A 22,009-nucleotide genomic window follows, 5' to 3' on the forward strand; every position below is an offset into this window, starting at 1 on the left:
GGGCCAGCGCACGATCGGCAGCGGGTACGCCCGGACCCGGACGGACCGGTGTGCCCGCCGTGGCAGGGGTGGGGGGTGCGCCCACGGGAACTCCTCGATGGTGGTGGTGCCTGGGGTGGCACCATCCTGCCCTCCGCCACCATGGGACGGCACACCCGGACGTCCATCGATCGCCGGCCCGTCGGCGAGCAGTGACCCGGCCCATCCCCGCCCGTGCCGCGCCCGTCGTGTTGTGTGCGACCGTTGTCTAATACAGGATCAGCGGGGCACTCGGAAGGAGCCCGACATCACCAGCGAACTCCCGCGTCTCGCGGCGGTGACCCGGCCGCAGCGGGGAGCCGGCCTGGCCGGTTCCCCCGTCGTGCCGTACCCGCACGGTGGCCTGGGGCGACACGCCAACCTGCCGCCCGGTGAGCGGTTGCGGGTGCTGCTGGTGGAGGACGACGAGGGCGACGCCTTCCTCGTCGGTGAGCTGCTCGCCGAGACGAACTCGATGATCGACCTGTTGGTCGCCACCAGCCTCAGCGAGGCGCGGCAGCAGATCACGAACGTCGACTGCGTCCTGCTGGATCTGGGCCTGCCCGACGCGCAGGGGCTGGACGGGCTGCGCCAGGTGCTGGAGATGTCCAGCGGCGCGGCGGTCTGCGTCCTGACCGGCCGTTCCGACGAACATCTCGGCATCGTGGCGGTCGCCGAGGGCGCACAGGACTACCTGGTCAAGGGTCAGGTGGACGGCGTGCTGCTGACCCGGGCGCTGCGCTACGCGGTGGAGCGCAAGCGCGCCGACGTCAACGCCCGCCGGCTGCGTGAGGTCGAGCTGCGCCAGGCCGAGTCGGCCCGACTCGAACGTGGCCTGCTGCCCCAGCCGCTGATGACGACCGACCAGGTGGCCGTGCACACCTTCTATCGACCCGGCCGGCATGCCGCGCTGATCGGTGGGGACTTCTTCGATGTGGTGCAGACCCATCCCGACCGTCTCGACCTGATCGTCGGGGACGTCTGCGGGCACGGGGTGGACGAGGCCGCGCTCGGCGTGGAGCTGCGGGTTGCCTGGCGCGCCCTGGTGCTCGCCGGGGTGCCCGACGACGAGGTGCTGCCCGCGCTGGAGCAGGTGCTGATGAGTGAGCGCCGGCTTCAGGAGATCTTCGCGACGGTGGCCACCACCCGGCTCGACCTGGACGCCAACCGGGCCACCGTCCGGCTCGCCGGGCACCCGCCGCCGCTGCTGCTCTCCGGTGGCCGGGTCACCCCGGTGCCCGCGCCCGGTGGCCTGCTGCTGGGGGTACGCCCCCGCCGGCCGATCGCCTACGACCTGGAGTTCGACACCGATGACTGGTCCCTGTTGATGTATACCGACGGCCTGATCGAGGGGCGGGTGGGCGCGAGCGACGAGCGGCTCGACGTGCCGGGTCTGGGCGGGCTGCTCGACGAGCCGGCCAACCGCCAGGTGCCGCTGCCCGAGCTGCCGGCCTGGCTGGTGGGCCGGGCCGAGCAGCTCAACGGTGGTCCGCTCGCCGACGACGTGGCCATGCTGCTGGTCAGCCGGGGTGATGGCCGGTGAAGCCGATGGTCGGCGGCTGGAGTCTGCGCCGCCGGGTCATGACCATGCTCGTCGTCGTGGGCCTGCTGCTGATCGGCCTGGCCGGCGCGGAGGCGGCGGTGGCCGCCCGCAACCGCACCCAGATCGACGCGATCCTGAACAAGACCGCCCCGCTGCGGGTGCAGTCGCAGGAACTGCTCAACGCGCTGCTCGACCAGGAGACCGCAGTCCGCGGGTACGCGGTGAGCGGTGACCCGGCCGACCTGGGCCCGTACCAGGAAGGGCTCGACCAGGAGCGGGACACCATCGCCTCGATGCGGACGCTGCTCGACGACTACCCGCAGATCGGGCAGGAGCTGCGGGTGGTCGAGGAGCGTACCGAGCGGTGGCGGCAGTCGGTGGCGGAGCCGGTGATCACCGCCACCGAGGAGCGGGGCACCAGCGCCGGCCAGGCGTTGGTCACCGACGAGGCCCGGCAGCAGTTCGACGAGTTGCGGTCCGCGGTCGGCGATCTCCAGGAGGAGATCCTGACCGCCCGGGAGCAGTCCGCCGGAGACGTGCGCCGCAGCAGCAACCTGCTGGTCGTGCTGTTGATCGTCGCCGCGCTGGTGGTGGTCATCGCCGGCTCGATTCTGCTGCTGTCCCTGGACCGGATGGTGATCCGGCCGTTGATCGGGCTCGCCAGCCAGGTCCGGGAGGTCGCCGAGGGCGACTACCAGCACCGCATCGCCGCCGTCGGCCCGCCGGAGTTCATCCAGCTCAGCAGGGACGTGGACGCGATGCGCCAGAAGATCGCCTCCGACCTGGCCGAGGTGCGGGAGGCCCGCGAGCGCATCGAGTGGGTCAACAGCCAGCTCCAGAAGCAGGCCGAGGAGTTGACCCGGTCCAACCGCGACCTGGAGCAGTTCGCGTACGTGGCCTCGCACGACCTTCAGGAGCCGCTGCGAAAGGTCGCCAGCTTCTGCCAACTGCTCCAGCGCCGCTACTCGGGGCAACTCGACGAGCGGGCCGACCAGTACATCGCCTTCGCGGTGGACGGCGCGCAGCGGATGCAGCGCCTGATCAACGACCTGCTCGCGTTCTCCCGGATCGGCCGGCTCACCACCGGCTTCGTCGACGTCGACCTGAACAAGGTGATGGGTGACGTGGCCGGTCAGACCGAGGCTGCCCGGCAGTACGCCGACGCCGAGCTGACCTGGACCGAGATGCCGGTGATCCGGGGTGAGGAGCCGCTGCTCACCAACCTGCTGGCGAACCTGGTCAGCAACTCGATCAAGTTCCGCCGTCCGGACGTGCCGCCGAAGGTGCACATCTCGGCTCGCCTCGTCGACGGCGAGTGGGAGGTCAGCTGCCAGGACAACGGCATCGGTATCGAGCCGGAGTTCGCCGACAAGATCTTCGTGATCTTCCAGCGGCTGCACTCGAAGGACGCGTACCCGGGCACCGGCATCGGGTTGGCGATCGTCAAGAAGATCGTGGAATATCACGGTGGCCGGGTGTGGGTGGACACCGATGTGCCGGAGGGGACGGCGATCCGGTTCACCCTGCCGGCGCGGCCCGAGGACGTGGAGGCGGCCGTTGCCGCCGACCCGGCGGACCAGCCGGAGGCGATCGCCGCGGCGGAGACGACCCCCTCGGACGAGTCGCCGGCCGCCCCGCCGGAGCAGTCCGCCGGGCCGGACCGGCCGGACCGGGCCGACGGGTCTCCGGAAAGCGGTAGAACGGGTGACATGAGGGAGACGGTGGGATGACCGCGCCGGCGGACGGCAAGAGCCCGATCGAGGTCCTGCTCGTGGAGGACGATCCGGGTGACGTGTTGATGACCCAGGAGGCGTTCGAGGAGCACAAGCTGCGCAACCGGCTGACCGTCGTCTCCGACGGCGCCGAGGCGCTCGCCTACCTGCGGCAGGAGGGTCAGTACGCCGACGCGGTGGCGCCCGACCTGATCCTGCTCGACCTCAACCTGCCCCGCCGGGACGGCCGGGAGGTGCTCGAAGAGATCAAGAAGGACGACGAACTGCGCCGGATCCCGGTGGTCGTGCTCACCACCTCGCAGGCCGACGAGGACATCCTGCGCAGTTACCAGCTGCACGCCAACGCCTACGTGACCAAGCCGGTGGATTTCGAACGCTTCATCTCGGTGGTCCGCCAGATCGACGAGTTCTTCGTCAGCGTGGTCAAGTTGCCGCCGCGTGGCTGACACCCTGCTCGACGACGTCGGAGACCTGCTCCTGGAGGCCGCCGACCAGGTCGTGCTGCCGCTGTTCCGCAAACTTGACGAGTCTGACGTGTCGGAGAAGGCGCCCGGTGAGATCGTCACCGTCGCCGACCGCCGGGCCGAGGAACTGCTCTCGGCCGGCCTGCGCCAGCTGCGGCCGGGCTCGAAGGTCGTCGGCGAGGAGGGCGTCGCCGACGACCCGGGGTTGCTGCGGCACCTGCGTGACGGCGGGGACGTGTGGCTGGTCGACCCGGTCGACGGCACCGCCAACTTCGCCGCCGGTCGGCGCCCGTTCGCCCTGATGGTGTCGTTGCTGACCGACGGCCGTCCGACCGCCGGCTGGATCCTCGATCCGCTGGCCGAGACGCTGGCCGCCGGCCGGGCCGAGGGCGGCACCCTGCTCAACGGTCGGCCGGTGGGCAGCGCCGCATCGGTGCCACAAGTGGGCGACCTGCGGGGCGCGGCGATGACCCGGTTCCTGCCGCCGGAGACCCGGGACCGGGTCCGCGCCGGCGGCAGGCGGCTCGGTGAGCTGCTGCCCGGCCAGCACTGCGCCGGCCGGGAGTATCTGGACATCCTCACCGGTGAGCAGCAGTTCGCCCTCTTCTGGCGCACCCTGCCGTGGGACCATGCCCCGGGCACCCTGCTGGTCCGCGCGGCCGGTGGCGTCGCCCGCCGGTTCGACGGCGTCGACTACCACCCCGCCGACGACGGCCGGGGTCTGCTCGTCGCGGCGAACGAGCAGGTCTGGGCTGCGGTCCACGAAGCCCTTCTCGGCTCCTGATCCGCGCACTGCGCGACGGCGTTGGGACGCTCCGTCGACATCGGTGCGGCAGGGAGTTCCGGGGGCTGGTCACCGGCCTACAGTCCGGTATCGTGACCGACGGTCTCCGCCAGCAGGCCGCCGACCGGCGCCGGCGGGGACGCCGCCGCACAGTGGTTCACCGGGGGCCGGCGGTCGACGGAAGGACGCTTTGGTGCCCAGGACCAGGCTCAGCCCGCGGCTCGGTCGCCGCGCCCTGCTCGCTATGCTCGCCGCCGTCGCGCTGCTGCTCGGCGGCACCGCCGTGCCCGCGTACGCGGAGCCCGACGAGGGCGGCAGTAAGAAGCTGCGGGACGCGTTGGAGTCGACCGCCAAGGGGCACATCGAGGCCAAGGCGAAACTGGACAACTCCAAGCGCCGGCAGACGGCGCTCACCGGTGAGCTGACGACGATCGAGGCTCGGCTGGTCGGGCTCACCGCCCAGGTTGGCGAGGTGGCCGCGCAGTCGTACCGTGTCGGCCGGCTGACCCCGGCGTCGATGCTGCTCAACACCGCCACGCCGCAGGCGTTCCTGGAACGCGCGAGCGACCTCGACCTGATGGCCCAGCGGGACAGCAAGCGGCTGCGTGATCTCGTCGACGCCCGGCAGCAGGCACAGCAGGCCAAGGTCGCCATCGACACCGAGGTCCGCGAGCAGCAGAAACAGCTCGCCGTGATGGCGAAGAAGAAGAAGGAGGCCGAGGCGGCGCTCGCCGAGGTCAGCTCGGGCAGCAGCAACGGTTTCAGCGGCGGCAGCTCCGCCTCGGCGAAGCCGGCGCCCCGCAACTCCGACGGATCCTGGCCGTCGGAGTCCTGCTCGGTGAAGGACCCGACCACCTCCGGCTGCATCACCCCGCGCACCCTCAACGCGCTCAAGCAGACCCAGGCCGCCGGCTACAAGCGGCACGTCTCCTGCAAGCGCAGCGGTGGCGGCGGTGAGCACCCGAAGGGTCGGGCCTGCGACTTCGCGGCAGCCACGAACGGCTTCGAGGATCGCAACGCGACAGGCGGCGACAAGGCGTACGGGGACAGCCTGGCCGCCTGGCACGTGCGCAACGCCGACCGGCTCGGCGTGCTCTACGTGATCTGGTACAGGCAGATCTGGCATCCCGGCACCGGGTGGCGTGCCTACAGTGGCAGCGGCAGTCCCGCCGCGTCCCACACGAACCATGTTCATCTCTCGATGTACTGACCCGGAGCATCAGCTTCGCTGCGTACCATCGCGACGATGAGCTCCCCACCGTCCGACGTAGCGGCCCCGCCGGCCCCCTCGTCCCCGTCTGCGCCGGTCATCGGCCGGGCACTGCCCAACGGCCTGGCCGCGTTCCTCGTCTTCTTCTCCAGCGGCGCCGTGCTGGTGCTGGAAACCGTCGCACTCCGCCTGGTCGGCCCCTATGTCGGGGTGACCCTCCAGGTGACCAGCTCGGTCATCGGCATCGCGCTGGCCGCGATCGCGTACGGGGCGTGGTCCGGTGGTTGGCTGGCCGACCGGCGCAACCCACGTGGTCTGCTGGCGCCGGCGCTGGTGCTGGCCGGCATCGCCACCGCGGTCACCCTGCCCGTCGTCCGCTACGCCGGTGAGGTGCTGCGCGGCGGCGCGGCCAGCGGCATCCTGATCCTGGTGGCGCTCGCCGTGTTCGTGCCGGCGGCGCTGCTGGCCGCGGTCACCCCGCTGGTCGTGAAGCTCCAGCTCGCCGACCTACGCCGCACCGGCCAGGTGGTCGGCCGGCTGTCCGGCATCGGCACCCTGGGCGGCATCACCGCCACCCTGCTCACCGGCTTCGTGCTGGTCGCCGCACTGCGCAGCACGGTCATCCTGCTGGCACTGGCGATCGCGCTCGGGCTGGTCGGCCTCGGCCTCGGCTGGTACCTGCGCCGGCAGGAGCCCACCGAGCTGCCCGGCCCGGCCCGCACCCGGGCCGCGCTGGCCGTGCTCGGCCTGATCGGGGCGGGGCTGAGCACCGTCGCGCCGAACCCGTGCGACATCGAGACGGCGTACCACTGCGCCCGGGTGACCGCGGACCCGGACCGGCCCAGCGGCCGGACGCTGCTGCTCAACTCGGCCCAGCACTCGTACGTGGACCTGGCCGACCCGACACACCTGCAGTACGCGTACACGAAGTGGATCGGCGCGGTCGCCGACGTGGTCGCGCCGGCCGGGCAGCGGCTGGACGCGCTGCACCTGGGCGGCGGCGGGTTCACCGTGCCGACCTACCTGACCGCCACCCGGCCGGGCACCGAGAACGTCGTCTTCGAGATCGACGGCGGGCTCGTCGAGCTGGGCGAGCGGGAACTGGGCGTACGCCCAGGGCCGGACCTGCGGGCGGTGGTGGGTGACGCCCGGATGCTGGTGGCCGGCGAGCCGTCGGACAGCCGGGACCTGGTCGTCGGCGACGCGTTCGGGCACCTCGTGGTGCCCTGGCACCTGGCCACCCGGGAGATGGCCGCCGAGGTCCGCCGGGTGGCCCGCCCCGGCGGGGTGTACGTGCAGAACGTCATCGACTACCCGCCGCTGCGGTTCATCCGCGCCGAACTGGCCACGGTCGCCGCCGAGTTCACGCACGTCGCGTTGATCGCCCCACCGGAGGCGCTCGCCGAGGAGCGGGGCAGCAACTTCCTCATCGTCGGCTCCGACGCGCCGCTGCCGCTGGCCGCCGTCCGCGCCCGGCTGGACCAGGTTGACCCGACAGTCAGCCTGCTCTCCGGCGCGGAGCTGACGAACTTCGTCGGCGATGCGATCGTGCTGACCGACGACTACGCCCCGGTGGACCAACTGCTGGCGACCGCCTGAACGAGTGAACTTCGTGACCGATTCCGATCCTTCAGGTGTAGTCCGGGTGCGTACGGGCAACAACGGCCACCATGGGTGGTGGGGATCGGAACGGTGCGCAACTCCTCGATGAGCGGTACCGGCTGGTCGAGCAGCTCGGCGCGGGCGGCATGTCGGTGGTCTGGCGCGGCTACGACGAGGTGCTCGGCCGCCAGGTCGCGGTGAAGGTGCTGGCCTCCCGGCTGGCCAGCGACCGGGCCTTCCGGCACCGGATCCGGATCGAGGCGCAGGCCGCCGCGCGGCTGTGCCACCCGAACATCACCAACGTGTACGACTACGGCGAGTCCCAGCAGGTCGGGCTGACCGTGCCGTACGTGGTGATGGAGCTGGTCGACGGCGGTTCGCTGGCCGCCCGGCTGGGCCGGGAGAGGCAGCTGCCGTGGCGGGAGGCGGTGACCATCGGTGCCGAGGTCAGCTCGGCGCTGGCCACCGCGCACAGCCGTGGCGTGGTGCACCGCGACGTCACACCGGGCAACGTCATGCTCACCCCTACCGGCGTCAAGGTGGTCGACTTCGGCATCTCCGCGCTGGTGGGGGAGAGCGAGAAGGGGCCGGACGGCACACTGCTGGGCACGCCCGCGTACCTCGCACCGGAGCGGCTGGACAACGGCCAGGTCTCCCCGGCCACCGACGTGTACGCCGTCGGGCTGCTGCTCTACCGGATGCTCACGGGCCGGCTGCCGTGGGAGGCCAACACCACCACGCAGATGCTGCGGGCGCACATGTACAGCGACCCGGATCCGATGCCGACGGTGCCGGGGCTGCCCGACGAGGTGACCGACCTGGTGCGCCGCTGCCTCGCCAAGCAGCCCGGCGACCGGCCTGCCACCGGCGAGCTGGCCCGGACCCTGGCCGAGGCGGCCGGAATGTTGGCGGCCCTGCCGGTGTCGCCGGCCGGCCCACTGGATCCGGCCGCGCTGGCCAGCGCGGGCACCACGATCCTGCCCTGGTCGGCGGAGACGGACGCGCTGCCGCTGTCGCGTACCCGCAACCGGGGCCGGCGGGTGAGCCGGCGCCGGCGGGTGGAGGCCGGGGTGGCCGCCGTCGGGCTGATCGCGGTCACCGGGGCGATGTGGGGGCTCACCTCGCGCAGCCCGGCCAACGGGCAGGAGCGGCCCACGACCCAAGCTCGGATGGGCCTGCCGGAGGCCGCGCCGTGCGAGGTGGCGTACGCGCTGCGCACGGACTCCGGCAAGGACTTCACCGCCGAGCTGACCCTGACCAACACCGGCGACCGCGACCTGCGCGACTGGACGATGAAATTCACCTTCCCGGGCCAGCAGACGGTGACGAAGGCGGAGCCGACCACGGTGGACCAGCAGGGGAGCACGGTCCTGATCCGGCCCGTGGCCCAGCGCGCCACCCTGGCGCCGGGTGCGGCCGAGAAGCTCACCCTGACGGGGAAGTACAGCGGGGCGAACCCGCTGCCGGTGGAGTTCCGGCTCGGCGACGCGACCTGCGGGGTACGCGTCTCCGGGGTGGCCGGCAGTGCACCGTCCACCGCCCCGCCGAGCAAGACGTCGCCGCCCAAGGCGAAGACTCCGGCGAAGGCCGCGACGAAGACCGCACCCAAGGCGCCGCCGAAGGCCGCGCCGAAGCCCGAGAAGCCCGGCAAGGGGAAGGGGCCGGGTGGTGGCCCGGGAAAAGCGGAAAAGTGACAAAGGGTGAACGGAAGGGGCCGGGCGGCGGGAAGAAGTGAGCAGCCTCAGCGGAGCCCTGCGAACCGCTGCACCTGGTCGATCCCGCCCTCCACGACGAGCACCCCGTCCCGGGGGAGAGCGGTGCTGTCCGACGCGTACTGGAAGCGCTCGCCCGGCATCTTGGCGCCGATCACCCGTACGCCGTAGCGGTCGTTCGGGCGCAGGTCGAGCAGGGTGCGACCGACCAGGGACTCCGGCACCCGGACGGCGGCGATCGCGAAGTCGTCGTCGAGTTCGACGAAGTCGAGCAGCCGGCTGACGATCAGGTGCGCCACCCGCTCGCCGGTCTCCGCCTCCGGAAAGATCACATGATGCGCGCCCACCGATGACAGGATCTTCGCGTGCTTCTGTGAGGTGGCCCGCGCCCAGACCTGTGGCACGCCCAGCTCGACCAGCGCCAGCACGGTGAGCACGCTGGCCTCCATCGACGCCCCGATGGCCACCACGGCCCGTCCGAAGCCGGCGACGCCGAGTTGCCCCAGCGCCCCCTGCTCGGTCGCGTCGGCCTGGACCACCCGGTCGAGCTGCGCCGACCAGCGCTGCACCAGCTCCGGGCTCCGGTCGATGGCCAGCACCTCGTGGTTCATCCGGGTCAGCGACCCGGCCAGGTGGGAGCCGAACCGACCCAGCCCGATCACCACGACGCCGCCGTCGTCCGCACGCCTAGCCGACACCTCGTTCCCTCCTCATCGCTAGCCGACAACGGGTTGCTCCTGGGGGTAGCGGTAGAGCCGATGCCGGGTGTTCAGGGCGATCGCCGAGCCGAGGGTGAGCGGCCCGACCCGACCGATGAACATCAGCACGGTCAGAGCCAGTTGGCCGCTGGCCGGCAGCGTGCCGGCCAGCCCGACGGTCAGACCGGTGGTGCTGAACGCGGACGTGATCTCGAACAGGGCCGAGACGAAGGGGACGCCCTCGGTGAGCAGCAGCAGCGCCATCGTCCCGGCCGTGACCAGCGCGACGCTGAGCAGTGCCACGGTGATGGCCTGCCGCTGACTGGCGGTGGCCACCCGGCGGTGCCCGACCGTCACGTCGGGCTCGCCGCGCAGCTCCGCCCAGATGGTGAACCCGAGCAGGAAGAAGGTGGAGACCTTGATCCCGCCGGCCGTGCTGGCGCTGCCACCACCGATGAACATCAACACGATCAGCAGCGGGTAGCTCTCCTCCTGCAACGCGCTGATGTCCAGCACGCTGAAACCGCCGGTGCGGCTCAGCGCGATCTGGGTGAACGACGCGAGCGCCTTGCCCCCGGCGTCGTACGAGCCGATCGTTTCGGCGTTTGTCCACTCGGCGGCGAGCAGACCGGCGAAGCCGAGCAGCAGCAGCACGGCACTGCCCCAGATGGTCAGCTTGGTCGCCACCGCCCAGCGGGCCGGCTGACGCCACTCGCGGACCGCCTCGAACAGGGCCGGGAACCCGAGCCCGCCGACGATCGCGCCGAACGCCAGCGGCAGCGACACCCACGGGTCGCGGCTGAAGGCCAGCAGGCCGTCGGAGTAGAGCGCGAAGCCCCCGTTGTTGAACGCCTGGACGGCATGGAAGACGCCCGACCAGAGGGCACGCCCGGGTGAGTAGTCGTAGGCCAGCCAGAGCCGGCCGGCCACCACCGCGGTCATCACTGCCTCGCAGGCGAAGACGGTCACCGCGATCCGGCGCAGCAACCGGCCCACGTCACCGATGCCGAACTCCGCCGTCTCGGCCTGCACCAGCAGCCGGTTGCGCAGCCCGAGCTGGCGGGAGACCACCAGGATGACAAGCGCCGCTGCGGTGAGGATGCCGAGACCGCCGAGCTGGGTGAGCAGTGTGATCACCAGCAGTCCCCAGCCGGACCAGTAGTTGGGGGTGTCGGTGACCGCCATGCCGGTGACCGACACCGCCGACGTTGCGGTGAACAGCGCGGTGACCAGGGGCGGTCGCTGGTGGTCGACGGTCGCCCAGCGTGCCATCAGCAGCCCGGTGCCGAGCAGGATCGGCACCAGGAAGGCGAACGGCACCAGCCGCACGGGGTTGCGGAAGAACCGGCGCACCAGACAATCTTCCTTTTCCGCACCCCGCCGAGAGCGGGAACGCTCATTCCGGTGTCCGCCGGGCCGGCGACATGTCCGCGAGCGGGTTCAAGATCGCGCTCGATCCTGGAAACAGCGGTGTCGGGGTGCGCCCGAGGCCACTACATCCACGATCGAGCACGCGATGGCGGAACGCGACACGGCATTCGCGCCAGCATGGAGGTGGCGGCCATCGCGGCCCCCTGCGGCACGGTGCCCAGCGCCCGTGTTGTCAGGGCCGGCCACCCCCTTCCTGTTACTTGTGTGTTTCCGCCACATAGCTCGTGGGTGACGTCACTTCTAGCGTGAGCCGTCACGAAGAAGTTCTCTCCCTCCGAGTCCTCATGTGGAGTCGCAATGACGGTCCGGACGACGCGGCGGGTGTTCCTCTCCGCCGCCACGATGATGGCCGCGGCGCTCGCCGCCACGGCCTGTGGCAGCCCGCAGGACACCGCCACCGGCGGCGGCGACAGTGCCGCGCCGGTCAAGGTCGGCCTGGTGTACTCCCAGTCGGGTGCACTGGCCAGCTACGGAAAGCAGTACATCGAAGGGTTCAAGGCGGGGCTCGACTTCGCCACCCAGGGCACCGGCAAGGTCGGTGACCGCACGATCGAGGTGACCGAGGTCGACGACGCGGGTGATCCCGCCAAGGCGGTGTCCGCCGCGAAGGACCTGATCGGCAAGGGCACGAAGATCATCGCCGGTTCCACCGCCTCCGGCGTGGCGCTCCAGGTCGCCCCGATCGCGGCGCAGAACAAGGTCCTGTTCATCTCCGGGCCGGCCGCCACCGACGCGGTGACCGGCGCCAACAAGTACACCTTCCGCTCTGGCCGGCAGTCCTACCAGGACGTGGTGACCGCCAAGTCGTTCATCGGCGACCCCACCGGCAAGAAGGTCGTGGTCTTCGCCCAGGACGGCGCGTTCGGCGACGCCAACGAGGCGGCCGTCAAGGCGGTCATCGGCGGCGCGGGCGCCACCGTCAGCAGCGTCCGGGCGCCGGCCAGTGCCACCGAGTTCACGCCGTTCGCCAGCCAGATCAAGACCGCGAAGCCGGATCTGCTCTTCGTCGCCTGGGCCGGCACGACCGCCCCGGCCATGTGGCAGACCCTCGACCAGCAGGGCGTGCTCTCGTCCACGACGGTCGTCACCGGCCTCGACATCCGGGCCTCCTGGCCGACGTTCGGCGCGGCCGGCGCGAAGATCTCCTTCCTGTCGCACTACTTCGACGGTGCCAGCGACACCGAGGCGAGCAAGGCGCTGAAGGCCAAGGTCGGCACCGTCGACCTGTTCCACCCGGACGGCTTCGCCGCCGCCCAGATGGTGGTCCGCGCCGTGCAGGAGGGCGGGGACGACGCCGACAAGATGGTGACCGCCCTGGAGGGCTGGAGCTTCGACGGGGTCAAGGGCAAGATGACCATCCGGGCGGCGGACCACGCACTGCTCCAGCCGATGTACCAGGCCAAGCTGACCGGCAGCGGCACCGCCTTCACGGCCACCGCGCAGAAGAGCCTCACCGGTGACGAGTCGGCACCGCCGGCCGTGGCCATGAAGGGCTGACCCATGCTCGCCACCCGCGGTCTGACCTGGCGGATCGGTGAGGTCGCCATCGTCGACAGCGTCTACCTCGACCTGGCGCCCGGGGAGTTCCTGGGCGTGATCGGGCCGAACGGCGCCGGCAAGACCTCACTGTTCAACCTGATCACTGGCCTGCGCCGGGCCACGGAGGGCCGGATCACCCTGGACGGGCAGGACATCGGGGCGCTCCCGCCGCACCGGCGGGCACGCCTCGGCCTGGGCCGTACCTTCCAGGCATCCTCGGTCTTCGGTTCGCTCAGCGTGCGGGAGAACGTCCGGCTCGCTGTGCAGGCGCACCGCGGGGGCTCGATGGCACTGTGGCGGCGGGCGGCGGCCGACCGAGAGGTGGCCGTCGCCGCCGACGCGGCGCTCGACCGGGTCGGCCTCGCTCATCGGGGTACGGCGCTCGCCGGCACCCTGGCCCACGGCGAGAAACGCAAGCTGGAGATCGCCCTGCTGCTCGCCGGTGAACCACGGGTGATGCTGCTGGACGAGCCGATGGCCGGTGTCAGTGCCGAGGACGTACCCGAGCTGGTCGCGGTGATCAAGTCGTTGACCGGGGACAGCGGCCGGGCGGTGTTGATGGTCGAACACCACATGGACGTCATCCTGGAGTTGGCTGACCGCATCGCCGTCATGCACCACGGCGCGCTGCTGGCCTGCGACACCCCGGAGACGGTGATGGCCAACCCCACGGTCCAAGAGGCGTATCTGGGGGAGTCGCTCTGATGGAACCGATTCTCAGTGTGGAGGACCTGTCGGTCCGGATCTCCGGGCTGCACATCCTCCAGGGGGTGTCCTTCACGGTCGCCCCGACCGGCGTGACAGTCCTGCTCGGCCGCAACGGCGTCGGCAAGACCACCACGCTGCGCGCGATAGTCGGCCTCACCCCGCCCGCCGGGGAGGTGCGCGGCGTCATCCGGATGGGCGCGCAGAGCCTGCTGTCCCGCCCCACCCACCGGCTGGTCCGCGGTGGGCTGGGCTACGTGCCCGAGGACCGGTGCGTGTTCGCCGGGCTCACCGTCGCCGAGAACCTGCGGCTCGCCGAGCGGCGCGGCACCAGCCCGGCGTACGACAAGGTTTTCGCGCTCTTTCCGGAGCTGGACCGGCGCGGACGGCAACGGGCCGGTTCGCTCTCCGGCGGCCAGCAGCAGATGCTCGCGATCGGTCGGGTGCTGCTCAACGACAACCGGCTGCTGCTGGTCGATGAGCCGACCAAGGGGTTGGCGCCGAAGGTGGTGACCGAGGTGGCCGAGGTCCTGGAACGGGTCGCGGAGTCGGTGCCGGTGCTGCTCGTGGAGCAGAACCTGGCAGTGGTACGCCGGCTGGCCCGCGACGCGGTCGTGTTGGCCGCCGGCAAGGTGGCCTGGACCGGCGACGCCCGCGAGTTGCTGCTCGAGACGGCGCTGACGAAGTCGCTGCTCGGGGTGGGCGCCGGCGAGGCGCACCGCCCGACCGGGCCGGACCGGGCCCCGGTGGCCGGGAAGGACGCACGCTGATGGCGACCGTGATCCTGTTGGCGTTGACCGGGCTCGGCCTGGCGGCGCTGTACTTCCTGGTCGCCTCCGGGTTGTCCCTGGTCTTCGGCCTGGCCGACGTGCTCAACTTCGCGCACGGGCTGTTCCTCGGTGTGGGCGCGTACGGCACCTGGTGGGCGGCGGGCAATCTGCCGGGTGCCGGTGGCGACGGGTTCGGCTTCGTGCTCGCGGTCGCCTTCGGGGTGGCCGCCGGCACGCTGGTGGCGATCCTGGTCGAGTTGGTGCTGATCCGCCCGCTCTACTCCCGCACCATCGAACAGGTGCTGGTCACCGTCGGCCTGTCGCTGGCCGGGGTGGCGCTGTTGCAGGCCACCTGGGGCGCGGACGCCCGGCCGTTCCCCCGTCCGGACTGGACCCGGGAGGTGACCGGGATCCTCGGCGCGCAGGTGCCCAACGGCGGCCTGCTGCTGATCATCGCGGCGGTGCTGGTGCTCGGCGCGATCCTGGCGTTCCTGCGCTGGACCCGGTACGGCCTGGTGATCCGGGCCGGTGTGGAGAACCGGGAGATGGTGACCGCGCTGGGCATCGACGTCCGCAAGGCGTTCACCCTGGTCTTCGCGATCGGTGGGGCGGCTGCCGCGCTCGCCGGTGCGTTGGGCGGGGTCTACTTCGGCACGGTCTCGCCCGGGCAGGGCGGCTCGTTGCTGATCTTCGCGTTCATCGTGGTGGTGATCGGCGGGATGGGCTCGGTGGTCGGCTCCGCGTACGCGGCGGTCGTCGTCGGGCTGGTGCAGCAGTTCGTCAACTACTACGGCACGTCCGGGCTGGGCGACATCTGTGTGGTCGGTCTGCTGGCCGTGGTGCTGCTGCTGCGCCCGCAGGGCATCGCCGGAAAGGTGGCAACGGCATGACGCTCCTCGACGTAACCCCGGCACCGGCACCCACCGCGCCGAAACCAAGCCGTGTGCACCGGGTCCGCCCGTTCCTGCCGCTGGTCGCGCTGGTCGTGCTGGCGATCCTGCCGTACTCGACGATCTCCCTTCCGGGGATCTTCGAGGGGCCGGTCAACTCACCCGGCACCCTGCAGATCCTCGCCATCTGCCTGATCTTCGGTGGGCTGGCCGCCGGGTACGACCTGCTCTTCGGCCGGACCGGGATGCTCTCCTTCGGGCACGCGCTCTATTTCGCCGCCGGTGTGTACGGCACCGACATCCTCATCACCCGGGCCGGCCTGCCGCTGTGGCAGGCGGCGCTGCTGACCGTCACCGGCGGCACCATCCTCGCCGCGCTGCTCGGCGCGGTGGCGCTGCGTACCGTCGGCATCGCGTTCGCCATGGTGACGCTGGCCTTCGCCCAGGTCGGGGCGATCCTGGTGGCGCGGGACTTCGGCGGGCTCACCGGCGGCGAGGAGGGCCTGCCACTGGACGTGTCCGGGCTGCCCGCCGGGCTGGTGGGAGTGACCAACACGGTCAACCTGTACTGGCTGGCGCTCGCGTACCTGACCCTGGCGGTCTTCGTGGTGCACAGGGTGAGCGGTTCACCCACCGGCAGGGTGCTCGCCGGGCTGCGTGACGACGAGCGGCGGATCGGGGTGCTCGGGCTGGACCCGTACCGCTACAAGCTGGTGGCGTTCACCCTGGCCGGCGGGTTGGCGTCGGCGGGCGGGGTGGTCTACGTCCTGATCGTCGGCGGCGCGTCGCCGCACATCACGTCCTCCGAGCTGACCCTGTCGCTGCTGGTCATGGTGGTGCTCGGCGGGCCGGGCACCAGGTGGGGGCCGGTGCTCGGCGGCGTCCTCTACATGTACCTGGACCACCGGCTCACCGCGTTCGGCACGAGCGACGCGGTGGACAACCTGCCGGCCTTCCTCAGCCGCCCGCTGAGCCAGCCGCTGTTCGTCCTCGGCACGGTCTTCATCCTGGCGGTCTACTTCTTCCCCGGCGGCCTGACAAGCCTGACCCCCCGCCTAACCCACCTAACCCGCGCCCTCCGCCAAACCCCCCGCCCCTAGGCCCCCCACCCCAACCCCGTTGATCATGAAGTTATAGCCGCGACACGCCGACGTCGACGGCGATAACTTCATGATCGATGGGGTTTTCGGGCAATGGGGAGGGCGGGCGATGGGCGGGCGGCTTGCGGTTGTCAGTGGGGGCGGGACGGGGATTGGCGCGGCTGTTGCGGGGGCGCTCGCGGGGGATGGGTACGACGTTCTGATCGTCGGGCGGCGAGCGGACGTGTTGACGGATACCGCTGCGCGGATCTCCGTCGACTGTGGTCGTACCGACGCCGTTTCCGCTGTCACCGCCGATCTGACCGACCCGGACCAACTCGGTCGGGTTCTCGCGGCGATCAGCGACCGACCGGTCGACGTGGTGGTCAACAACGCCGGCGGCTACCTCGCCGGGGACACCGGCACGCTCGCCGGAACCGCCGCGTACTGGAGGGCCAACCTGGACGCCAACGTCCTCACCGCCGTGCTGCTCACCGAGGCGCTGCGGCCGGCCCTTCGTCGACCCGGTGGCCGGGTGATCCTGGTCAGCTCGATCTCCGCCCAGCGTGGCGGTGGTGGGCCGTACTCGGCGGCGAAGGCGGCACTGCACGGCTGGGCGTACGACCTGGCGGCGCAGCTCGGCCCGGAGCAGATCACGGTCAACGTCGTGAGCCCCGGGTACGTCGCCGAGACCGAGTTCTTCGGTGATCGGATGACCGCCGAGGGGCACGCGAAGCGGGTGGCGGCGACGCTGGTCGGGCGGGCCGGAGTGCCGGACGATGTCGCGGAGGCCGTTCGCTACCTGGCGAGTCCGGCTGCCGGATACGTCACCGGGCAGGTCCTCGGCGTCAACGGGGGCTCGGTCCTCGGCCGCTGAGCCCGCCAGACACGACGCAGGGACGGCGGCCCCCCGTGTGGCCGCCGCCCTCCTGTGTCGTGGGTCAGCCGTTCAACAACTCGTACGCCAGGGCCGGTGCCTTGGTGGTGGCGGCGCCGGTCGGCACGCTGATCTTCGGCGCGCTGCCGTAGTCGGTGTAGTTGACGACGTAGTCGTACGCCTTCGCCTTGCCGGCGGCCGGGATCTTCAGCGTCAGCGAGGCCAGGTGCTTGTCCGCGCCGACCACGGCGGTGAACGGCACCTTCCTGGCCGCCTCGCCGAGCGCCGCCGCCGCATCGTCCTCCAGCGCCTTCGCCGCCTCTCCGCCGCTCACGTCGATGAACCCGACGTACCGTCCCGGGCTCTGCTCCTCCACCGACGTGGCCGCCTGGATGAGCGGGCCGGCGTTGCCCTGGTCCGCGCCGTCGTAGGTGGGGATGGAGGCGGCGTCGGTCAGCTTCGCGGGGTCCAACTTCATCCACTTGTCCGGGAGCTTCGGCAGGCCCGGACGGCCGGTGAACTTCGCCTTCATCCAGGTCTCGTCCCCGATCACGAGGAACGACATCTTCACGGCGATACCGTCGGAGTCCGGCGGCAGCGTGGTGTTGAGTTCGAACGCCTTCGACTCGTGGTCGATCAAACCGGTGAGCGTGCTGGACGCGTCCTTGCCGCTGAACCGGAACGTCCCTTCGGTGCCGTCGGGGACGGCCTCCAGGAGCGCCTCCTTGGGGCTGGCACTCGGGCTGGCGGCCGGGGTGTCCTGCGGCGCCGCTGCGGGCTCGCTCTTCGCCCCGCAACCCGCGAGCAGGGTGGTCGTGGCCAGCACGGCGGCGACCGTGCCGAACGTCCGTCGGATGGTGCCGGCGGTGCCCGTTGCCTGTGTCATCACACTTCTCTTTCTCGATGCGTGGCTTCTGCCGGCGCCGATGCTGCCCGCCGGCACGGCGGCCCGGCTGCCGATATGCTGCCGTCCGGCTGCCGGGCACTGCCGTCTGGTGCTCACGGGGGTGTCAGGAGCGGAAACTCGCATGTCAGGAACGCTGCGTTTCGAGATCCTCGGGCCTCAGCGGGCCTGGTACGCCGACCGGGAGATCGACCTCGGCCCCGGCAAGCAGCGTGCGGTGCTGGCCGTGCTGCTGCTCTCCGCCGGCCGGCCGGTGCCCACGGGGCAGATCGTCGAGGCGGTCTGGCCGGACGATCCACCCGCGAACGGCCCCAACGTGGTGCAGAAGTACGTCGCCGGGTTGCGCAGGGTGCTGGAGCCGGACCGGTCACCGCGTACGCCGGGGCAGGTGCTCAGCCTGACCGACGCCGGGTACCTGCTGCGGGTCGGCCCGGAGGCGCTCGATGCCGTCCGCTTCGAGCGGGGCATCCACCGGGCCCGGCAGTGGCGCGCCGAGGGGCGTGCCGTCGAGGCGCTGAGCGAGTTGGCCGCAGCGCTGGAGCTGTGGCAGGGGGAGCCGTTCGTCGGGTTCACCGGCCCGACCTTCGAAGCCGCCCGGCAGCGGCTGGTGGAGTTGCGGGCCGTGGCGCTGGAGACCCGGGCCGAGCTGACGCTGGACCTCGGCCGGCACCACGAGATGATCGGGGAACTGCGGGAGTTGGTGGCCGAATTCCCCGTCCGGGAACGGCTGCGGCGCCAGCTCATGCTCGCTCTTTACCGCAGCGGCCGGCAGGCGGAGGCGCTCGCCGCCTACCGGGAGTTCGGCGGCCTGCTCCGGGACGAGTACGGCATCGAGCCGGGCGAGGCCCTCCAGGACCTGCACCGGCGCATTCTCCGCTCCGATCCGACGCTCACGGCACCGGCGAAGTCGTCGGACGATCGGCAGCCGCCCTCGGAACCGCCGACGTCGCCTGCCCCGTCGGCCAGCGGGTTCGCCCCCTCCGCGGCGGGGCCGGTGTGGCCGCACACCGTGTTGGCGCAGTTTCCGAACGCTGTCGCCTGGGGAGCGCCGACCGGGTCGGGCCACATCCCGAGCGGCGTCACCTATCCGCCGCCGGCCCTGCTCCCGCCGCCGGTGGCCAACGGTCGGCCTCCGAGGCCGCAGTCGCCGCGCTGGGCGAGCAGGATCGCCACCCTCGCCGGTACGGTGCTCGTCCTGCTCTCCTTCGGTTGCCTGACCTGGCTGGTGATCCTGGCCTACGCGGTCTGGCGGCGTAGCTGGCGCCTCGCCGTCGCCGGCATCGGCTACCTGGTGATTCTCGTGATCGAGGTGGCCCTGCTCGACATCGAGCACCCGGACGCCGAGGTGCCCGACCTGGAGGCGGTGACGTTCCTCGGGCTGGCCGTCGTCACCTGGATCTTCGGCGCGGTGCATGTGATCCTGCTCAGCCGAGGGCTGTGGGCGGCGATCACCGGCAGCCTGGGCGGCAGCGCGAAGCAGCGCGCCGAGGAGGAGCGGCGCATCCGTCGTGAGCACGCCCGCTACCTGCTCTACCACCACCCGGCGGCCCGCGGTGAGCTGCGCCTCGGACGGCCCGACATTCCCCGGGCCTTCGACGACGGCGGCCTGGTCGACGTCAACGCGGTTCCGGAGCAGGTGCTCACCGGCCTGCCCGGCCTGACGCCCGAGCAGTGCCGGCAGATCGTGGTGGACCGGTGGCTGCGCGGCCCGTACACCTCGATGGAAGAACTCGCCGCGCGTTGCCTGCTGCCGCCCACGGCCACCGAACCCCTGCGCGACCTGCTGCTCTTCCTTCCCCCGGCCGTGCTGGCCGACGAGGCGCGAGCGACCGGATCGTGACCGCCACTTCCCGTGCGGGCCGGGGTTCTGACGCACGGCGCTGGTAGAAATGCCGGATGGGCGACGAGCGGGCGGCGGTACGGGAACGGGCCGAGGCGGTGCTGCGCCGGCTGGCCGGTGAGCACGCCCGGCTGCGTGAGGACCAGTGGCGGGCCATCGAGGCGCTGGTCGTCGACCGGCGGCGGGTGCTCTGCGTGCAGCGCACCGGTTGGGGCAAGTCGGCGGTCTACTTCGTGGCCACCGCGCTGCTGCGCGACAGCGAGCACGGCGGCGAGCACGGCCCGACCGTCATCGTGTCGCCGCTGCTGGCGCTGATGCGTAACCAGGTGGAGGCGGCCGCGCGGGCCGGCATCCGCGCTCGCACGATCAACTCGGCGAACCTCGACGAGTGGGACGCCATCACCGCCGAGATCCAGACCGGCGCGGTGGACGTGCTGTTGATCAGCCCCGAGCGGCTCAACAATCCGGACTTCCGCGACGGCGTGTTGCCGAAGCTGGCCGCGACCACCGGGCTGCTGGTGGTCGACGAGGCGCACTGCGTCTCCGACTGGGGGCATGACTTCCGGCCGGACTACCGGCGGCTGCGCACGTTCCTCGCCGAGCTGCCGGAGCGCACCCCGGTGCTGGCCACCACCGCCACCGCGAACTCCCGGGTCACCCAGGACGTGGCCGAGCAGCTGGGCGACGCCCTCGTCCTGCGCGGCACCCTGGACCGCGAGTCGCTGCGCCTCGGTGTCCTCGACCTGCCCACCCCGGCGCACCGGCTGGCGTGGCTCGCCGACCACCTGGACGAGCTGCCCGGCTCGGGCATCGTCTACACGCTGACCGTGGCGGCAGCGGGGGAGACGACCGAGTTCCTGCGGTCCCGGGGCTACCCGGTGGCCTCGTACACCGGGCAGGCCGACGACGCCGACCGGCGGGCCGCCGAGCAGGACCTGCTCGACAACAAGATCAAGGCGTTGGTGGCCACCAGCGCGCTGGGCATGGGCTTCGACAAGCCCGACCTGGGCTTCGTCGTCCACCTCGGCGCGCCGCCGTCCCCGATCGCGTACTACCAGCAGGTCGGCCGCGCCGGCCGCGCCGTCGAGCACGCCGAGGTGCTGCTGCTGCCCGGCGTCGAGGACGCCGCGATCTGGCGCTACTTCGCCTCGCTGGCGTTCCCACCCGAGCAGCAGGTCCGGGCCGTGCTGGCCGCCCTGCACACCGACCGCCCGCTCTCCACCCAGGCCCTCGAACCCCTGGTCGACCTGCGCCGAGCCCGGTTGGAGCTGATGCTCAAGGTGCTCGACGTGGACGGCGCGGTCCGCCGGGTGCGCGGTGGCTGGCTCGCCACCGGCGAGCCCTGGGTCTACGACGAGGCCCGGTTGCGCCGCGTCGCCGAGGCGCGCACCGTCGAGCAACAGGCCATGCGGGAGTACGCGTCGACGCCCGACTGCCGGATGCGGTATCTACGGGAGCGCCTCGACGACACCGGGGCGACCGACTGCGGCCGGTGCGACAGGTGCGCCGACCCGCTGTTCTCCGCAGACGTGTCGACGGCCGCGCTCACCGCCGCGCAGGCGTTCCTGGGCCGCCCCGGCGTGGAGATCGCGCCGAAGAAGCTCTGGCCGACCGGTTTGGAGGCGGTGGGCGTACCCCTGAAGGGCCGGATCGCCCCGGCGGAGCAGGCACTGCCGGGCCGCGCGGTCGGGCGTCTCTCCGACCTGGGCTGGGGTGGCCGGCTGCGCGAGCTGGTCGGCCCGGAGGCGCCCGACGCGCCGGTGCCCGACGACGTGGCCGGCGCCGTGGTGGAGGTGCTCAAGGCGTGGGCGCACGGCGACGACCCGTGGCCGCGCCGTCCGGTGGCGGTGGTCGCGGTCGGATCCCGGCGACGGCCCCAACTGGTCGGCTCGCTGGCCGAGCGGATCGCCGCCGTGGGTCGGCTGCCGCTGCTCGGCGAGGTCGCCTCGGCTGCTCCGGGCGGCCCCGGTGGGCCGCGCGGCAACAGCGCCCAGCGGGTACGCGCGCTGCACGACACCTTCACCGTGCCGGCCGACCTGGCCGACGCGCTGGCCGGGCTGGACGGCCCGGTGCTGCTCGTCGACGACCTCGTCGACTCGGGCTGGACGATGACGCTGGTGGGCCGGGCACTGCGCCGGGTCGGCGCGCCGGGCGTGCTGCCCCTCGCCCTCGCGGTGGCCGGCTGAACGGGTCGCAGCCCTATCCTGGAA

The 22,009-nt window shown here is 71.9% G+C and carries 18 protein-coding genes; 15 read left to right on the plus strand and 3 right to left on the minus strand.

Translation table 11 applies throughout. The features are described 5' to 3' along the window. The first annotated feature begins 316 nt into the window (after window positions 1–316). The 7 genes from ABZ780_RS19560 (at window position 317) to ABZ780_RS19590 (ending at window position 9,048) form a co-directional block, all read left to right on the plus strand. Window positions 317–1,561, plus strand: coding sequence for a fused response regulator/phosphatase (locus ABZ780_RS19560; protein WP_357010543.1), 1,245 nt, complete (start codon window positions 317–319; stop codon window positions 1,559–1,561). Between the two features lie 5 nt (window positions 1,562–1,566). After that, a complete protein-coding gene (locus ABZ780_RS19565) occupies window positions 1,567–3,291 on the plus strand; it encodes an ATP-binding protein (RefSeq protein ID WP_357010736.1) in 1,725 nt (574 codons plus the stop codon). After that, window positions 3,288–3,740, plus strand: coding sequence for a response regulator (locus ABZ780_RS19570; RefSeq protein WP_357486877.1), 453 nt, complete (start codon window positions 3,288–3,290; stop codon window positions 3,738–3,740). The genes ABZ780_RS19565 and ABZ780_RS19570 overlap by 4 nt, the downstream gene beginning before the upstream one ends. Beyond that, on the plus strand, window positions 3,733–4,542 hold the full coding sequence (locus ABZ780_RS19575) for an inositol monophosphatase (RefSeq protein WP_357486879.1): 810 nt from the start codon (window positions 3,733–3,735) through the stop codon (window positions 4,540–4,542). Before ABZ780_RS19570 ends, ABZ780_RS19575 begins: the two co-directional genes overlap by 8 nt. Before the next feature lie 244 nt (window positions 4,543–4,786). Then, window positions 4,787–5,752 (plus strand): hypothetical protein, encoded by a 966-nt coding sequence (locus ABZ780_RS19580; RefSeq protein WP_357486937.1) that lies wholly within the window; start codon window positions 4,787–4,789, stop codon window positions 5,750–5,752. Window positions 5,753–5,788: 36 nt separating this feature from the next. After that, window positions 5,789–7,351 carry a fused MFS/spermidine synthase gene (locus ABZ780_RS19585; protein ID WP_357486881.1) on the plus strand — a complete coding sequence of 521 codons (1,563 nt, stop codon included), beginning with the start codon at window positions 5,789–5,791 and terminating at the stop codon, window positions 7,349–7,351. A 71-nt stretch (window positions 7,352–7,422) separates the two neighbouring features. Continuing rightward, a complete protein-coding gene (locus tag ABZ780_RS19590; protein ID WP_357486883.1) occupies window positions 7,423–9,048 on the plus strand; it encodes a serine/threonine-protein kinase in 1,626 nt (541 codons plus the stop codon). Between the two features lie 47 nt (window positions 9,049–9,095). Here the strand turns inward: ABZ780_RS19590 and ABZ780_RS19595 are convergent, their stop codons facing one another. Both ABZ780_RS19595 and ABZ780_RS19600 read right to left on the minus strand, forming a co-directional pair. Beyond that, entirely contained in the window at window positions 9,096–9,764 is a 669-nt protein-coding gene (locus tag ABZ780_RS19595) for a TrkA family potassium uptake protein (protein WP_357010551.1), read from the minus strand. Between the two features lie 18 nt (window positions 9,765–9,782). Continuing rightward, window positions 9,783–11,117: a potassium transporter TrkG gene (locus ABZ780_RS19600; RefSeq protein ID WP_357486885.1), complete on the minus strand. Its 1,335-nt coding sequence runs from the start codon at window positions 11,115–11,117 to the stop codon at window positions 9,783–9,785. Window positions 11,118–11,492: 375 nt separating this feature from the next. Between ABZ780_RS19600 and ABZ780_RS19605 the strand changes: the two genes are divergently transcribed. The 6 genes from ABZ780_RS19605 (at window position 11,493) to ABZ780_RS19630 (ending at window position 17,055) form a co-directional block, all read left to right on the plus strand. After that, window positions 11,493–12,692 carry a substrate-binding domain-containing protein gene (locus ABZ780_RS19605; protein WP_357010557.1) on the plus strand — a complete coding sequence of 400 codons (1,200 nt, stop codon included), beginning with the start codon at window positions 11,493–11,495 and terminating at the stop codon, window positions 12,690–12,692. A gap of 3 nt (window positions 12,693–12,695) precedes the next feature. Further along, the gene (locus tag ABZ780_RS19610) at window positions 12,696–13,439 is read left to right on the plus strand and encodes an ABC transporter ATP-binding protein (protein WP_357486886.1); all 744 of its coding nucleotides are present in this window, start codon (window positions 12,696–12,698) and stop codon (window positions 13,437–13,439) included. After that, on the plus strand, window positions 13,439–14,209 hold the full coding sequence (locus ABZ780_RS19615) for an ABC transporter ATP-binding protein (protein ID WP_357486888.1): 771 nt from the start codon (window positions 13,439–13,441) through the stop codon (window positions 14,207–14,209). Before ABZ780_RS19610 ends, ABZ780_RS19615 begins: the two co-directional genes overlap by 1 nt. Then, window positions 14,209–15,099, plus strand: coding sequence for a branched-chain amino acid ABC transporter permease (locus tag ABZ780_RS19620; RefSeq protein WP_357486890.1), 891 nt, complete (start codon window positions 14,209–14,211; stop codon window positions 15,097–15,099). The genes ABZ780_RS19615 and ABZ780_RS19620 overlap by 1 nt, the downstream gene beginning before the upstream one ends. Beyond that, the gene (locus ABZ780_RS19625) at window positions 15,096–16,199 is read left to right on the plus strand and encodes a branched-chain amino acid ABC transporter permease (protein ID WP_357010566.1); all 1,104 of its coding nucleotides are present in this window, start codon (window positions 15,096–15,098) and stop codon (window positions 16,197–16,199) included. The genes ABZ780_RS19620 and ABZ780_RS19625 overlap by 4 nt, the downstream gene beginning before the upstream one ends. 109 nt (window positions 16,200–16,308) lie before the next feature. After that, window positions 16,309–17,055 carry an SDR family oxidoreductase gene (locus tag ABZ780_RS19630; RefSeq protein WP_357010568.1) on the plus strand — a complete coding sequence of 249 codons (747 nt, stop codon included), beginning with the start codon at window positions 16,309–16,311 and terminating at the stop codon, window positions 17,053–17,055. A 64-nt stretch (window positions 17,056–17,119) separates the two neighbouring features. Here ABZ780_RS19630 and ABZ780_RS19635 read toward each other — a convergent pair whose 3' ends face one another. Beyond that, window positions 17,120–17,941 (minus strand): hypothetical protein, encoded by an 822-nt coding sequence (locus ABZ780_RS19635; RefSeq protein WP_357010571.1) that lies wholly within the window; start codon window positions 17,939–17,941, stop codon window positions 17,120–17,122. Between the two features lie 142 nt (window positions 17,942–18,083). On the opposite strand from ABZ780_RS19635, the gene ABZ780_RS19640 reads away from it, so the two are divergent. Both ABZ780_RS19640 and ABZ780_RS19645 read left to right on the plus strand, forming a co-directional pair. Then, window positions 18,084–19,799 (plus strand): BTAD domain-containing putative transcriptional regulator, encoded by a 1,716-nt coding sequence (locus ABZ780_RS19640; protein WP_357010573.1) that lies wholly within the window; start codon window positions 18,084–18,086, stop codon window positions 19,797–19,799. Window positions 19,800–19,855: 56 nt separating this feature from the next. Further along, window positions 19,856–21,985: a DEAD/DEAH box helicase gene (locus ABZ780_RS19645; protein WP_357010576.1), complete on the plus strand. Its 2,130-nt coding sequence runs from the start codon at window positions 19,856–19,858 to the stop codon at window positions 21,983–21,985. Window positions 21,986–22,009: the final 24 nt, after the last annotated feature.

Origin of the sequence: Micromonospora sp. NPDC047467, assembly GCF_040643095.1 — a bacterium.
Classification (GTDB): Bacteria; Actinomycetota; Actinomycetes; order Mycobacteriales; family Micromonosporaceae; genus Micromonospora.